This window comes from Epibacterium sp. ABZ3_068 (genome assembly GCF_056159265.1).
Genome location: NZ_JBSWUV010000001.1, coordinates 1,555,797 through 1,569,045 on the forward strand (window position 1 = coordinate 1,555,797; position 13,249 = coordinate 1,569,045).

Consider the following 13,249-nt stretch of genomic DNA (forward strand, 5'->3'; position numbering starts at 1 on the left):
CGTGACCGAAGACCTTTAATCTTCCATGTAGAATGCCTTTGGGAGCGCGCAGTCTGGCGCTAGACCACAACTATGAACACACGCCCAATTTTTATCGGACATGAAATTTACCGGCTTTCCAGCTATGGAAGCTCTCATCCGTTGCGAGTGCCGCGTGTTTCTACGGTTATGGATCTCTCCAGAGCACTCGGCTGGTTGCCTACCGATGTATTCATTCGCTCGCCTCGGGCCAAACCATCCGCCCTGCATCAATGGCATGCAGAGGAGTATATTGATGCTTTGCAAAAGGCTGAGAAAACCCAGGAGGTGTCAGAGAAAGTGCGGTCTCGACATCAGTTGGGAACGCATTCAAACCCGGTGTTTTCTGAAATGTTCAGGCGTCCTGCGACGTCTGCCGGGGCGTCGATCCTTGCGGGTGAGCTTTTATCACAGGGTGGAACGGTTTTCTCACCCGCTGGGGGAACCCATCATGGGATGCCGGATCGCGCAAATGGATTTTGCTATTTGAATGATCCCGTTCTTGGCATTCTGTCTCTGCGTCATCACGGAGCGCGTCGAATTGCCTATGTTGATATCGACGCGCATCACCCAGATGGGGTCGAAGCTGGTTTTCATGGGGACCCGAATGTTCTGATGATTTCCATCCACGAAGAGAACCTTTGGCCAAGGACCGGAAGACTTACAGATACGGCCGGCGGCTCTGCGGTCAACTTGCCTGTGCCGCGAGGATTTAACGACAGCGAAATGGCTTTGGCACGGGAAGGTCTGGTTCTGCCCTTGCTCACGCGGTTTGAACCGGATGCGATCGTGTTGCAATGTGGTGCGGATGCCGTCCTCGAAGATCCGTTGGCACATCTGGCCCTTTCGAATAACGCGCATTGGGAATTTCTGGAGCGTATTGTTGGCATATCTCCACGCCTTCTCGTGTTGGGGGGAGGTGGATATAACCCTTGGTCTGTGGCGCGTTTGTGGACAGGGTTATGGGGGACATTGAACGGTTTTGTTATCCCGGACATTTTGCCTCAAGAGGCGCAGAATGTTCTGCGTGCCTTAAAATTCAACGGCCACCGGCTGGGGAGAAACCCGCCAGAGCATTGGTTCACAACTCTTAGTGACACGCCACGACATGGCCCAATCCGGTTGGAGGTTTCTGACCGAATTGCGTATCTGAAATCCACGCTGAAACTGGACTAACATCCGGCGCTTTTATGAAAATGGGGACCCGTATTAATACGGAAACCTTTCGGGAACGTGCCAGCCGCAGAGCCGTGGTGTCCCCTGGGTTTCGCAAGGCACTGAAAGAATTCACTCATTTATCAAGTTTTCGGGTGGTTGGCTTAGAAGAGATTTTGCCGCAGTGCAGCAGGGGCGACGTTTGAACCACTGGCAATAAGCGCATTAAATTGATAGGTCTCGCCAACTGCAGCCGACTGGAGGACCGCCAATGAGCGCGACGGCCCGAAAAAAAGCTCCGAATGCCGAAGACATTCGTGCCCGCAAAGGCAAAGAGCCCCTTGTGAGTCTGACGGCATATACCACGCCGATGGCCAGCCTGATGGATGCGCATTGCGACTTTGTCCTCGTCGGGGACAGTGTTGGAATGGTCTTGCACGGTCTGACGTCGACCCTGTCGGTGACCATGGAAATGATGATAATGCACGGGCAAGCCGTCGCCCGTGGGTTGAGCAACGCCATGATGGTGATTGATATGCCATTTGGCTCGTACGAAGAGAGCCCAACCCAGGCATTTCGCAATGCGGCAAGATTGATGAGCGAAACAGGCGCAGCTGCGGTCAAGCTCGAAGGCGGCGTCGAAATGGCAGAGACCATTCGCTTTATTGTGCAGCGTGGAATTCCTGTGATGGCGCATATTGGGCTCACGCCGCAGTCAATCAATACCCTTGGTGGCTACAAAGTGCAGGGTCGCGATGATGCTGCTGATCAGGTACTGGCCGATGCACGGGCAGTTGAGACCGCAGGCGCATTCTCAGTGGTTCTTGAGAAAGTGCCAGAGAGTTTGGCAAATGAAATCACACAGGAGATTGCCATTCCAACAATTGGAATTGGCGCTTCCGCCGGTTGTGACGGGCAGATTCTGGTTGTGGACGACATGCTTGGTTTCTTCACCGCATTCAAACCTAAATTCGTGAAGCGCTATGCGGATCTGGGTCCGTCTGCCGAGGCCGCCATAGCTGAATATGCGGCGGAGGTCCGTGCGCGCAGGTTTCCGGCGGCTGAACATGTGTTCGCTGATGAAGCCCCAAATAAGAAAAGCCCAAAAGCATGACTGCCCAGATTCTGCGTGCGTTGTCAGACCTGCGTGCGTTGCACGGCAAGTGGATCAGATCAGGTGAGACAGTTGGTGTGGTGCCGACAATGGGTGCGTTGCATGACGGCCACCTCTCTCTGGTCAAAGAAGCCAAGGCAACGTGCGATCGTGTGATTGTAACCATTTTTGTAAATCCAAAGCAGTTCAACAGCCCGGAAGACTTGGCCAAGTATCCCCGGACTGAAGATGCCGATGCGGCCAGGCTTGCGCCGTTTGATGTGGATGTTGTCTTTGTGCCCGAGGCGGAGGAAATCTATCCGGATGGCTATGCAACGACGGTCTCGGTCAGTGGCGTCAGCGACATGTTGGAAGGTGCATTTCGTCCCGGCCATTTTGATGGGGTGACTACAGTTGTTGCCAAGCTGTTCTTGATGACGGGCGCTCACAAAGCGTTTTTTGGAGAGAAAGACTATCAGCAGCTCTTGCTGGTTCGCCGGATGGCACGGGATTTGAATATTCCTGTCCAGATTATTGGTTGCCCAACCGTTCGAGAGCCTTCAGGACTGGCAATGTCCTCTCGAAATATGCGCCTTTCCCCGGCGGCGCGCGCACAGGCGGCGTTACTTCACGAGGTCATGACAGCAGCCGCAGCCAAAGTCGCGGATGGGCAAGAGTGGTTGAAGTTGCAGGCGCAAGCCAAGGCGCAGTTGGCCGAGGCAGGATTTGGTGACGTTGAATATTTTGAATTGCGCTGCGCCGAAACCCTTGAACCTGTCAGCGGACACCAGCGACCTGCACGCCTTTTGGCTGCAGCTTGGTTAGACGGCGTCCGGTTGATCGACAATATTGCAGTTTCCGGACGTTAGGGCGATGTGATTTCCTGGTTCAGATCTGCAGATCGGGACCAAAGATCACATTGGCGTATTCTGCCAAATAGATTTTGAGCCATGGCGTAAAGCGCTCCGGATGGCGGCGTACCTCGGCCTGCAGGTCGTGGTAGTCGACCCAGCGGGTTTCCATCACCTCGTCTGGGTTAAGAGTGACGTTGATCGGCCGATGGGCGTGCGCAAGGAAAACATCGACCTCTTCATGTTCTACCATTCCGCTACCAACGTCAGCCCGGTATTCGAGCCTGTGACGAAACTCGGGGTACAGGCCCGAGATCCCGAGTTCCTCGCGCAAGCGGCGCATGGCACAGACAACAGGCTCTTCACCCCATTTGGGGTGGGTGCAGCAGCTGTTCGCCCATAGGCCCGGAGTATGGTATTTTCCAAGCGCACGCCGTTGCATCAGGATCTTCCCGGATTTTACGACAAAAACCGATACTGCTTTGTGCCGCAGCCCCTGTTCATGGGCTGCAAGCTTTTCGACGGGTTGCAATTCTCCATTTACCCAGGCTGGGATCAGATGGCTCATCTGCAAGTCATGTCCAAAAAGTGTTCGCGCAAGGCCGTTTAGACCATTTTAGAGAAGTACAGTAACAGGCAAAGTGCCAATCTTGCACTATAAAAGCCGCGGCCAGTGGTCGCGGCTTTTCTTTCATTCCGTTTGCGGCACTTGCGCCACCGTCATGTGACGAGCTTACTCAGCCACGACGCTTTCCAGATAGGCATATATATCCTCAGCACCCTTTTTCAGGCGGAAGGACATTTTCGATTTTGCAGAACCGTCACCCGTGACCTCTTTCAAGAAGCCATTGGGGTCTGCAGTAAAGGCTGCAAAATTTTCTGCGTCCCAAACAGCGCCCGCCTCGCCAGCTGCGACCATGGACGCGCTGTATTTAAAGTCTGCGGCAGTACCCAGAGTGCGCCCCGCAACGCCATAAAGGTTGGGACCGGTCTTGCCACCTTTGACAATGGTTTCACCTGCGTCCGACACGATCATGTGGCAGGCTTTGCATTTCTTAAAGCCTTTCTCTCCCTTTGCGGCGTCCCCGGCAAAGGCAGCGGGGGTGGCTAGCATGATCATTCCAGCGACTGTCAAAATTCGTTTCATTTCAGCTTGCTCCAGTAAATCCGGCTGCATTCTTAAAGAGCTTCTGACGTGCCGGAGTCAACGCGACGATGGTCGCGAAATTGTCGCATCACCGTGATCGGGACAATCTGCCCTATCGGTTTTGTGCAGCTTTCTGCCAGCTTGGCAGGAGGTCACCGTTTACCGGTTGTGCGTGGTAAATGGCGCGGGCAATTGCACGGCTGAGGCACAGAGATGATGCATGGCACAGGTCTGCCAGGGATTGGTCGGCGTCATCCAGATCGACACGCGCAGTTGACAGGGCAAAGACCAAGTCGCCATCAACAGGTGTATGGGCCGGAACGATCGCGCGCGCGATCCCGTCATGTGCAGCCGTCGCGAGCCGAAGACATTGTGCTTTTGAAAGGGCTGCGTCCGTTGCCACTATTGCAATCGTTGTATTGGCGCGATCACCTTCCGGACCGTCAATCAACTTGCGCATCGCGCGCAGTTTACGACTGTCTAGATCACGCCCCAAACCGGATGCCGGATCGGGGCCAAGGCCTCCGAATTCTGCATCAATTTCAAAGGGTGCAGCCCAAAAATGCCGTTCACCGGGTGTGGTCACAGAACCCATTGGATTGGCGGCCACCAGTGCTGCAACAGTGACGCCACTCTCCAGCACCAGAGAGGCAGAGCCGAGTCCCCCTTTTAACGTTGCGGTGGTGGCGCCACAGCCCGCGCCGGTGCTGCCGATTTCAAAACTGTCGTCAGCAGCCTCAAAAGCTGCCCGTCCTAAGGAGCGATATGGGTTTTCTGCCCAAGATTTGTCGCCCCCGTTTAACAGGTCAAAGAGTATTGCGCCGGGAACGATAGGAATAACCGTCGGCCCCAGCCGAAAGCCCCGCCCCGCCGCATGAAGCCCGTCCATCACACCAGAACAGGCATCAAGCCCAAAGGCAGACCCGCCGGAAAGAACCAGCGCATCTACCTTGGAAACGGATTTATCTGGCGCCAACAGATCTGTTTCACGTGTTCCAGGGGCTCCGCCCATGACGTGAACCGAGGCTGTGAACGGCCTATTCGCAGTAACCACAGTTGTGCCGGATTTTAGCCTGTGATCCTGGGCGTTCCCGACCAGAAGACCTGGTATGTCAGTCAAAAGGTTCTTGGGGCCGGGCTTCATCGATTCTCCTGCGCTCAATCGTCTTGCACACGGCCGCGCATGGTTTTCACCTCTGCCCGCTGCTTTTTGGCTTCAAGGCGGCGTTGAACTGATCCCCGTGTGGGTTTTGTTGCAATGCGGCGTTTGGGGGCAACCAGAGCTTTCTGGATCAGCTCCACCAGACGCTCTCGCGCCAAGTCACGGTTGCGTGCCTGGCTGCGGGTCTCATCGCAAAACAGGATCAGCGCCCCTTCTTTGGTCCAACGCCGTCCGGCCAATCGCCGTAGGCGTTTCTTAACGGCCGGAGGCAGGGAGGGAGAGCGTTCAGCTTCAAATCGCAGTTCTACAGCAGTTGAAACCTTGTTCACATTCTGCCCACCTGGACCGGATGCCCGGATGAACTGCTCGGTCAGTTCCCAGTCTTGCAGTGAAATATGATCTGAAATGCGCAGCATGGTCGTGGTCCTTTGCGCGGTTTATGCCGCGATATGACCGCTGTGATAAGGGGCAATACAAAAGGGCTGTTCGAAATAGCGCAACGAACAGCCCTTCTTGAGTATTCGGAGGTGCGCCGGTTAGGCGGTCACCAATTCAGGGTTAAACTCAGCTAAGGGCTGCCCTAGCCTTGTGCCTCCCGAACTGTTCCGACACCGATCTCCAAGTTCTCAATAGACACTAGAGCACCTCCTTTCTGAATGTTACGCGTAAGAGTAGCGTGCCACAGATTGGATAGATGTCAAAACAAAATCATGTGGCGTTTTGCGTAAAGCGCCCCACGATGATGCGGAAAGGAACAAGTGCGACTAACGCAAGGGCAAGTTTTACGCACCAATCCGCAAAGGCGAGCGAGACCCAAAGCGGCATCAAGGCACCGCCTCCCATAAAGGGAACGGCTTCCCAGGACCAATTAATGGCGGCGTCGGCGTCTGTGCCAAAAAGAGTCACCGACGCGGAAAATGCGATGCTGAAGAACAGCGCAGTATCCAGAGCCGAGCCGACCAAGGTCGAGATCAGGGGCGCGCGCCACCAAATCCCCGATTTGAAGCGGTCAAAAATCGCGACATCCGTCAATTGAGCAACCAGAAATGCGGTTCCAGAGGCGATCGCGATACGTAGGGGAACAGCCGGACCAAATTCCAGCATGATCTGGCTGCCAATCAACGAGCAGATCACACCGGTTACAAAACCTGCAAATACCACTTTGCGTGCGGCTGACACGCCGTAAATGCGATTCATCACATCGGTGACCAGAAACGCCAGCGGGTAGGTGAAAGCTCCCCAAGTCAACCAGCTCCCAAATAGGAATTGAACCAGAACATTGGAAGCGACAACAATGGCAGCCATCGCGGCGATGCCGGGCAGGTAGGTGCGAGACATAAATAAGGATCCGTTTTAGCAAGGTTTCGGAGACTTGGGCTGCTAAATGCAACCGATCCGTGCCATTAACCGGCATTGTGGATAAAATCAACTGGTGTGCTCCCGCCCGTCGCGAGGACTTTTGAAAAAAGTCCGCTCCCGTTGGGCTGGGCAGCGCGCAGGGCGCGCTGCGGGCGTTGTCTCACTCGGGCAGGAGATATTCAACAAGCTCGCTACGCTGAAAGGGCATAAAGTTGTTGTCGGACACCATTGTTGCGCGCAATTTCCCGTCTTCAGCGCGCCAAACTGACAGGCCTTCCAGATTGTCATGCGTACCGATCGACGTTGCAACCAACTGTGTTTCATTTCTCAGGCCTTTTGGGGTCAGGTCCCAACGGCGCAAGCGGCTACGGAATCCAACAATGACGAACTTACGCTCCAGCAGGTAAAACCGACCGTCCGGACCGATGTCCAGACCAACCGGCAGATAACCACGATCCTTGGGAATTGAAAACGGTTGCTGCCAGTCGGTACCCGTCCAAATCCAGACGGGGTATGCGTCGCCCGGGGCGTTTTCCGGAAGCGTATAGAGTTGTCCCGCCCCGTCCACTGCCAAAGCTTCCAGCGCCTTGTTATCACGAAACGCTGTGAACGCTTTTGGGCGTGGCAAATCCTCAGCAGCGGCATCGGCAGTCGCATAACGGCTGACACGGGCGCGCCCTTCAAAGGATACAAAAATCGTGCCATCTGAGCCCAAGGCCAGTCCTTCACTGTCAACGGAATCTCGGTCACTGACCATGGCTTGCCCACGCGTGTTTCGCAAATGTGAGTGTTTATCAAAGGAAACATGTGTGATTTTGCCGTCCGTTCGCGCGATCTGGCCGGAGACCAGATCTGAACGGTCCGTGAGGACAAAGACATTACGCCCGTTAGGACCCAAGACAATGGCCGAGAAGCCGCCAAACCATTTCGCCTTGGCACTCAATTCATAGCTGCTGAGGAAGCGGGCAGGACTCTGTTCGAGGTCCGCGCGACCTGCCGCATAGGCTGCCACCGCCAAGCAGGCAGCTATGGTGACAGGAACAATTATTTTGACTGCAAAACGGCGGCGCATTGTTGGGGCAAATCCGAAAGGGTGTAATCACGTCTGGGTTTAGGCTTTGGGGCATTCGGGTCAACGGGCTCTGGCGGGGGCGGGTTCAGAATGTCATTGACCCATCTTTGAGCATCTGCGCAGCCATCGCCCTTTGGTGGGGCGGCTTGGTCAACACAGCCCTTGGCCCCTTTTGGGCAGGCCAGACGGACGTGGAAATGATAGTGATGTCCCCACCAGGGCCGAATTTTGCGCAGCCAGCGGCGGTCGCCTTTTTCATCGTTGCACATTTGCACTTTGGCACCGGGGAAAACAAAGATACGCGCCACCCGCTTATCCTTGGCCGCTGCCTTGAGGATTGCGTGATGCTGACGGGTCCAGCTGCTGTTTACGTAGGCACCATTGGCGCGCCGCATGGATATGGACGAGATGTTTTCACGACTGTTTCGCGACAGGTTCAGCCGGTCCGCCGGGCGCATCCATATGTCGATGTCCAGACCAATTTGGTGGCTGCGGTGTCCCGATAGCATCGGCCCGCCACGGGGTTGGCTTATGTCGCCGATATAGAGCCCATTCCAGCCCTTTTGGCGCGCGGCAAACCGGCTGAGATCCTCAATGAAGTCAATGGTCTCTGGATGTCCCCAGTTCCGGTTGCGAGACAGCCGCATGGCTTGCCAGGTCGGGCCTGTCTCAGGCAGTTCAACCGCGCCGGCAACACATCCTTTGGCGTATGAGCCAAACGGGGCTGGACGTTGTTCTGACCCTTCAGCCTTGGCGCCGAACAGCTGTTTTGCCGGGGTCTCGGCCATTGCCGAACTGATGAAACTGATAAAAATGATTAAAGAGGCAAGTGCTGTTTTCAAACCTGATCTCCTTCTGCTCGGACCCACCGTAGCAGAAGAAGCCCCAGGAAAAAGAGCCCAATTAAAGGTGTAATGCCAAGCCGCGCGCTTTCGCTCAGAGTTGTGGCAATCCCGATCAAGAGTGGCGCAAGAAAGGCCGTTGCACGCCCCGATAACCCATAGAGGCCGAAACTTTCGGCCGCGGCTTTTAGGTCCGTGTGGCGCACCATCAGGCTGCGGCTGGTGGCTTGCAGGATGCCCCCAAAACCGCCGATTAAGACGCCGCAGGCAAAGAAGACAGTGTCCGGAAGGGTTGAGCCGTCTGCCAGTGCGATGCCAAAAATATGGTCTCGAGACATGCCCACAATGACACCGCAAACCACCATCAGAACCAAAATTGCAAGTACGATTACGGGTTTCGGACCAAACCGGCGATCGGCAAGTCCACCAAGCCAGCTGAAGGCTGCGGCGGAAATGGCTGAGACTATTCCAAAGACCCCGATCTGGGTGATCTCCCACTCCAGCACCAGTCGCGCATAGACGCCACCAAACGTATAAAGCCCGTTCAGCGCATCGCGATAGAGCATAGAGCCGGCCAAAAATGCTGCGAGGCTTTTCCGCTGACGCAGCGCTTTGATCGAAGCAATCACCTTGGCAATTGCGGCGCTTGGGCTGACACGTTGTCCACTTTGGGGCTTCTCTCTGACCCACATGGCATAGGGGATCATAAAGAGGGCAAACCACAGCGCCACGATGGGGCCAACGGCACGTGTGCCCTCACGTGCAGATGCGTCCAGTCCCAGAATGGGGTCGAGGCCGATCAATGTCTTGCCATTGCTCTCTTCCACAAACAGCAACAGCATAATGAACAGGGAGATCACGCCGCCTAGATAGCCAAAGGCAAAGCCAGAGCCTGAAATTGCTCCAACATCCTCGCGTTTTCCAAGCGAAGGCAGTTGCGCGTTCACAAAGATCGCCGCAAATTCGGCGCCAATAAATCCCAGACCAAAGCTGACAAGCATCAGATACAGGTTGCTGCCACCCGGATCGGTGAACCAAAGGCCGCACGCGCCCAATACATAGAGACCTGAGAAAGCGAAGATCCAGGGCAGTTTGCGCCCGGACCCATCCGCCATTGCGCCGATAAACGGGGCAAGCAGCCCAATCGTCAGCCCGGTCAGGGTCATACAGGCCGACCATAATGTCTGTGCCTGCGCTTTAGCGGCCTCGGTTTCGGTGCCCAGCCCCATAAAGTAATCAGTCGCAACGGCGGCAAAAAAGGGGCTGAAAACAAAGGTGATCAACAATGTGTGATATGGCTGACTGGCCCAGTCAAAAAACCACCAACCCCAAATGCGCTTGCGCGCAGAAATCTTACTCATGTCACCGCCCTCAGGTTGGTCTTGGGGCTGTTATGGTCCTGGCGCGGCGGACTGGCAACCCTGTCTGGCTATTGCGTCACTCTCGGTGGCCAGGGGCGCTCTGACTCTGCGTTGCACCAGGCTGCTACCCATTTCGGCAGGTCGGGGCGTGAAAGAGTTTCGCACAAGGCCTCCAGCAGGCGGTCGGGCGCGACAATGCCATTGTGGTCCGTTATGGCTGTGCGAAGCAGCGCGTGGTTGGCGCAGTCGCCATTTGCCTTCCACATGCTCTGCTCGACATAGATGAATTTGTCGTCCCAGCCGACACAGGCGGATCGCATCTCGATCCGTTCAAACAGGCGAATGCGCTTACGAAACCGAACCGATGTGCCAGCAACTGTGACAGACCATCGTTTTTGGCGTAGCACGCGGATCAAACCAACCCGTTGCGATAGCATCGTGCGTCCAAGGTCAAACAACGTCATGGTCCGCCCGTTGTTCAGCTCCAGCCAGATATCCAGATCCCATGGCCAGCAGATATGGGTTGATCGGTGCTCATCCAGCAGTGAAAGCGGCGGTTGCCGAGTGGCGACAATCAGATCTTTGATCATGCGAACAACAGGATACATGCCGTTTTCCTTGTATGAACCTGTGCCTGTGATGCCATGAGTTTACCGGTCGTCAACCGCGACCTCGCGGAAACCTTGCGCAATTAGATGCTCATGATTATCTGATGGATGGAGTTATTGAGGAAACCATCAGATGTTGGCAATTTATGGGCCGCTGCAGCTTGTGCTTGGCGTAGTTTACACAATCATGATTGTGCACATAATTATGAGCTGGCTCATAAATTTTCAGGTCCTCAATCTGCATCAGCAATTGGTCTCTCAGATTTGGTACGGCATAAACCGGTTGTTGGAGCCAATTTATCAACCGCTTCGGCGTATATTGCCCAATACCAACCCGATTGACCTTGCGCCTCTGGTTGCGCTTCTGATTGTAATCTCTCTGAGGCAATATATTTTGCCAACGATATTCGGTTTCGCTGGCTGATAGCGGCGCATAATGCCTGTCGAGCACCCTTGAACCGCGATTCGCCTTGTGAGATTGTGGCTCAAACCTGAGCAGAATTCTCACAACACGAGGCCCGAATGTCCGGCCCTACAGGCGCCACTCCGCTTTTGCGGGATATCTTTGGATTCGATGATTTTCGCCCCGGTCAGGGGGAGATCGTGGAGGCCGTGGCCAATGGTGAAAACGTTTTGGCCATCATGCCCACGGGCGGCGGAAAGTCATTGTGTTTTCAACTTCCTGCGCTGATGCGGGAAGGCATTACCGTTGTCATTTCACCGCTGATTGCCCTTATGCGTGATCAGGTTCGTGCCCTGCAGGAGGCGGGCGTGTCGGCAGGCGCGCTGACCTCGGGCAATACCGAAGAAGAGACCGAAGCGGTCTGGGACGCCATCGAACAGGGGCAGCTGAAGCTGTTGTATATGGCACCGGAGCGTCTGGCTTCGGGCGCGGCGCTGGGCACGCTTCGACGGATCGGCGTCAGCCTGATCGCGGTGGACGAGGCCCATTGCGTCAGCCAATGGGGCCATGATTTCCGCCCTGACTACTTGCGAATTGGGGAATTGCGCCGCGCGCTGGATGTGCCTTTGGCAGCCTTTACAGCAACCGCGGATCAGGAAACCCGTGAAGAGATTGTTCAAAAACTCTTTGACGGGGAGGCGCCGCGCAGTTTCTTGCGGGGGTTTGATCGTCCTAACATCCACTTGGCTTTTGCAGCCAAAGACGGCCCGCGTCGCCAGATTCTGGACTTTGCCGACGCACGCAAAGGGCAGTCCGGCATTGTTTATTGCGGAACACGAGCCAAGACGGAGGGGCTTGCACAGGCTTTACGGGAAGCGGGACATTCTGCCTGCCATTATCACGGCGGGATGGAGGCCGAGGATCGCCGTATTGTGGAAACCCGGTTTGCCCGCGAAGACGGGTTGATTGTGGTGGCCACCGTGGCCTTTGGCATGGGCATCGACAAGCCCGATATCCGTTGGGTGGCCCATGCAGACCTGCCGAAATCAATCGAATCCTATTATCAGGAAATCGGCCGCGCCGGTCGCGATGGCGCCCCGGCTGAGACGCTGACCCTTTATGGGGCGGAAGACATTCGTTTGCGTCGGTCGCAAATTGACGAAGGGCTGGCCCCTCCCGAACGGCGCACTGCAGATCATGCGCGCCTCAATGCGCTGTTGGGGCTGGCCGAGGCTTTGAAATGTCGGCGCCAGAGCCTCTTGTCCTATTTTGATGAAGCGGTTGATCCTTGCGGCCATTGTGACCTTTGTGACGCGCCGGTTGAGGTTTTTGACGGAACTACCGCCGTGCGCAAGGCGCTGTCGGCCATTCTGCGTACGGAAGAAACCTATGGCAGCGGGCATCTGATCGACATTCTGACCGGCCAGAAAACGGATCGTATCCGCGAACGTCGCCATGATGAGCTTTCGGTCTATGGCTGTGGTCAGGAATACAACAAGCGCGAATGGCAGGCCGTGTTTCGGCAGATGATGGGGCATGATCTGGTGCGCCCCGACCCGGAGCGCCACGGAGCGCTGAGAATGACCGAAGCGGCGTTGCCGATCCTCAAGGGGCAGGCCGGGATAGATCTGCGCCGGGATACTATTGCCAAGGCGACTCGGCGTCCGGCTGTCAAAGCGCTGGTCTCTGAAGAAGATGCGCCGCTCTTGTCTGCGCTGAAAGCCAAACGCCGCGTGCTTGCCGAGGTTCAAAAAGTTCCGGCATATGTGATATTCCCGGACCGCACGTTGATTGAGATGGCTGAAAAACGTCCACAGTCTCTGGATGAGATGGCCCGAGTTAACGGGGTAGGGGCCAAAAAACTGGACCGTTATGGCGACGCGTTTTTGACAGTGATCACTGGCGAAGCCGAACAGATGCACCCTGCACGTCGTAAACTTGCCAGTTCCGGGGTTGGGGATGTCTATGACGCGCTCTTGGAGGCGCAGGCACGGCTGGCACGAGGAGAAACTGGCCTGGACAAGCCACTGAGCTGTTCGGCTTCGATATTGGCAAAGGTCGCGCAGTTGCGCCCAAACGATGAATTTGCCGTGCACAAACTTCTGGGGGAGCGTCGCGCGCAACGTTTCGCTGCGGCGTTTCTGGACGTCTTGCGCGACGCAGGTTAGGTCTGACCAA

At 55.8% G+C, this 13,249-nt stretch carries 14 protein-coding genes; 5 read left to right on the forward strand and 9 right to left on the reverse strand.

Annotated features, from left to right (window positions below; all coding sequences use genetic code 11):
* Nucleotides 1–72 precede the first annotated feature (72 nt).
* The 3 genes from ACXAEW_RS07340 (at nt 73) to panC (ending at nt 3,135) form a co-directional block, all read left to right on the forward strand.
* Entirely contained in the window at nt 73–1,194 is a 1,122-nt protein-coding gene (locus tag ACXAEW_RS07340) for an acetoin utilization protein AcuC (RefSeq protein ID WP_474940701.1), read from the forward strand.
* A gap of 250 nt (nt 1,195–1,444) precedes the next feature.
* The gene (panB, locus tag ACXAEW_RS07345) at nt 1,445–2,287 is read left to right on the forward strand and encodes a 3-methyl-2-oxobutanoate hydroxymethyltransferase (RefSeq protein ID WP_474940702.1); all 843 of its coding nucleotides are present in this window, start codon (nt 1,445–1,447) and stop codon (nt 2,285–2,287) included.
* Nucleotides 2,284–3,135, forward strand: a complete 852-nt coding sequence (gene panC / locus ACXAEW_RS07350; protein ID WP_474940703.1) for a pantoate--beta-alanine ligase — start codon at nt 2,284–2,286, stop codon at nt 3,133–3,135. The genes panB and panC overlap by 4 nt, the downstream gene beginning before the upstream one ends.
* A 19-nt stretch (nt 3,136–3,154) precedes the next feature.
* On the opposite strand, the gene idi is transcribed toward panC, so the two are convergent.
* The 9 genes from idi to ACXAEW_RS07395 all read right to left on the reverse strand — a co-directional run bounded on the left by idi (nt 3,155) and on the right by ACXAEW_RS07395 (nt 10,668).
* Complete coding sequence (gene idi, locus ACXAEW_RS07355; RefSeq protein WP_474940704.1) at nt 3,155–3,685, reverse strand: isopentenyl-diphosphate Delta-isomerase; 531 nt, start codon at nt 3,683–3,685, stop codon at nt 3,155–3,157.
* A gap of 165 nt (nt 3,686–3,850) precedes the next feature.
* Nucleotides 3,851–4,264: a c-type cytochrome gene (locus ACXAEW_RS07360; RefSeq protein ID WP_474940705.1), complete on the reverse strand. Its 414-nt coding sequence runs from the start codon at nt 4,262–4,264 to the stop codon at nt 3,851–3,853.
* A gap of 112 nt (nt 4,265–4,376) precedes the next feature.
* Nucleotides 4,377–5,408, reverse strand: a complete 1,032-nt coding sequence (locus ACXAEW_RS07365; RefSeq protein ID WP_474940706.1) for a P1 family peptidase — start codon at nt 5,406–5,408, stop codon at nt 4,377–4,379.
* 14 nt (nt 5,409–5,422) lie between these two features.
* Nucleotides 5,423–5,842 (reverse strand): alternative ribosome rescue aminoacyl-tRNA hydrolase ArfB, encoded by a 420-nt coding sequence (gene arfB / locus ACXAEW_RS07370; RefSeq protein ID WP_474940707.1) that lies wholly within the window; start codon nt 5,840–5,842, stop codon nt 5,423–5,425.
* Between the two features lie 292 nt (nt 5,843–6,134).
* Complete coding sequence (locus ACXAEW_RS07375) at nt 6,135–6,764, reverse strand: queuosine precursor transporter (protein WP_474940708.1); 630 nt, start codon at nt 6,762–6,764, stop codon at nt 6,135–6,137.
* A 181-nt stretch (nt 6,765–6,945) separates the two neighbouring features.
* On the reverse strand, nt 6,946–7,857 hold the full coding sequence (locus ACXAEW_RS07380; RefSeq protein WP_474940709.1) for an esterase-like activity of phytase family protein: 912 nt from the start codon (nt 7,855–7,857) through the stop codon (nt 6,946–6,948).
* Nucleotides 7,830–8,645, reverse strand: a complete 816-nt coding sequence (gene mepA / locus ACXAEW_RS07385) for a penicillin-insensitive murein endopeptidase (RefSeq protein ID WP_474943000.1) — start codon at nt 8,643–8,645, stop codon at nt 7,830–7,832. Before mepA ends, ACXAEW_RS07380 begins: the two co-directional genes overlap by 28 nt.
* A 50-nt stretch (nt 8,646–8,695) precedes the next feature.
* Nucleotides 8,696–10,060: an MFS transporter gene (locus tag ACXAEW_RS07390; protein WP_474940710.1), complete on the reverse strand. Its 1,365-nt coding sequence runs from the start codon at nt 10,058–10,060 to the stop codon at nt 8,696–8,698.
* A gap of 68 nt (nt 10,061–10,128) precedes the next feature.
* Nucleotides 10,129–10,668, reverse strand: coding sequence for an acyl-CoA thioesterase (locus ACXAEW_RS07395; RefSeq protein ID WP_474940711.1), 540 nt, complete (start codon nt 10,666–10,668; stop codon nt 10,129–10,131).
* Between the two features lie 133 nt (nt 10,669–10,801).
* Here ACXAEW_RS07395 and ACXAEW_RS07400 point away from each other — a divergent pair, with 133 nt between their 5' ends.
* On the forward strand, nt 10,802–11,092 hold the full coding sequence (locus ACXAEW_RS07400) for a YggT family protein (RefSeq protein WP_474940712.1): 291 nt from the start codon (nt 10,802–10,804) through the stop codon (nt 11,090–11,092).
* Between the two features lie 98 nt (nt 11,093–11,190).
* Complete coding sequence (gene recQ / locus ACXAEW_RS07405) at nt 11,191–13,239, forward strand: DNA helicase RecQ (protein WP_474940713.1); 2,049 nt, start codon at nt 11,191–11,193, stop codon at nt 13,237–13,239.
* The last annotated feature ends 10 nt before the right edge of the window (nt 13,240–13,249 follow it).

Excerpts from the sequence above, each read along its gene's own strand:
- ACXAEW_RS07375 (WP_474940708.1), bottom strand. The coding sequence starts at position 6,764 with ATGTCTCGCACCTACCTGCCCGGCATCGCCGCGATGGCTGCCATTGTT.
- recQ (WP_474940713.1), top strand. The coding sequence starts at position 11,191 with ATGTCCGGCCCTACAGGCGCCACTCCGCTTTTGCGGGATATCTTTGGA.
- idi (WP_474940704.1), bottom strand. The coding sequence starts at position 3,685 with ATGAGCCATCTGATCCCAGCCTGGGTAAATGGAGAATTGCAACCCGTC.
- ACXAEW_RS07380 (WP_474940709.1), bottom strand. The coding sequence starts at position 7,857 with ATGCGCCGCCGTTTTGCAGTCAAAATAATTGTTCCTGTCACCATAGCT.
- ACXAEW_RS07390 (WP_474940710.1), bottom strand. The coding sequence starts at position 10,060 with ATGAGTAAGATTTCTGCGCGCAAGCGCATTTGGGGTTGGTGGTTTTTT.
- ACXAEW_RS07400 (WP_474940712.1), top strand. The coding sequence starts at position 10,802 with ATGTTGGCAATTTATGGGCCGCTGCAGCTTGTGCTTGGCGTAGTTTAC.
- arfB (WP_474940707.1), bottom strand. The coding sequence starts at position 5,842 with ATGCTGCGCATTTCAGATCATATTTCACTGCAAGACTGGGAACTGACC.
- ACXAEW_RS07340 (WP_474940701.1), top strand. The coding sequence starts at position 73 with ATGAACACACGCCCAATTTTTATCGGACATGAAATTTACCGGCTTTCC.
- ACXAEW_RS07365 (WP_474940706.1), bottom strand. The coding sequence starts at position 5,408 with ATGAAGCCCGGCCCCAAGAACCTTTTGACTGACATACCAGGTCTTCTG.
- panB (WP_474940702.1), top strand. The coding sequence starts at position 1,445 with ATGAGCGCGACGGCCCGAAAAAAAGCTCCGAATGCCGAAGACATTCGT.
- panC (WP_474940703.1), top strand. The coding sequence starts at position 2,284 with ATGACTGCCCAGATTCTGCGTGCGTTGTCAGACCTGCGTGCGTTGCAC.
- mepA (WP_474943000.1), bottom strand. The coding sequence starts at position 8,645 with ATGGCCGAGACCCCGGCAAAACAGCTGTTCGGCGCCAAGGCTGAAGGG.
- ACXAEW_RS07360 (WP_474940705.1), bottom strand. The coding sequence starts at position 4,264 with ATGAAACGAATTTTGACAGTCGCTGGAATGATCATGCTAGCCACCCCC.
- ACXAEW_RS07395 (WP_474940711.1), bottom strand. The coding sequence starts at position 10,668 with ATGTATCCTGTTGTTCGCATGATCAAAGATCTGATTGTCGCCACTCGG.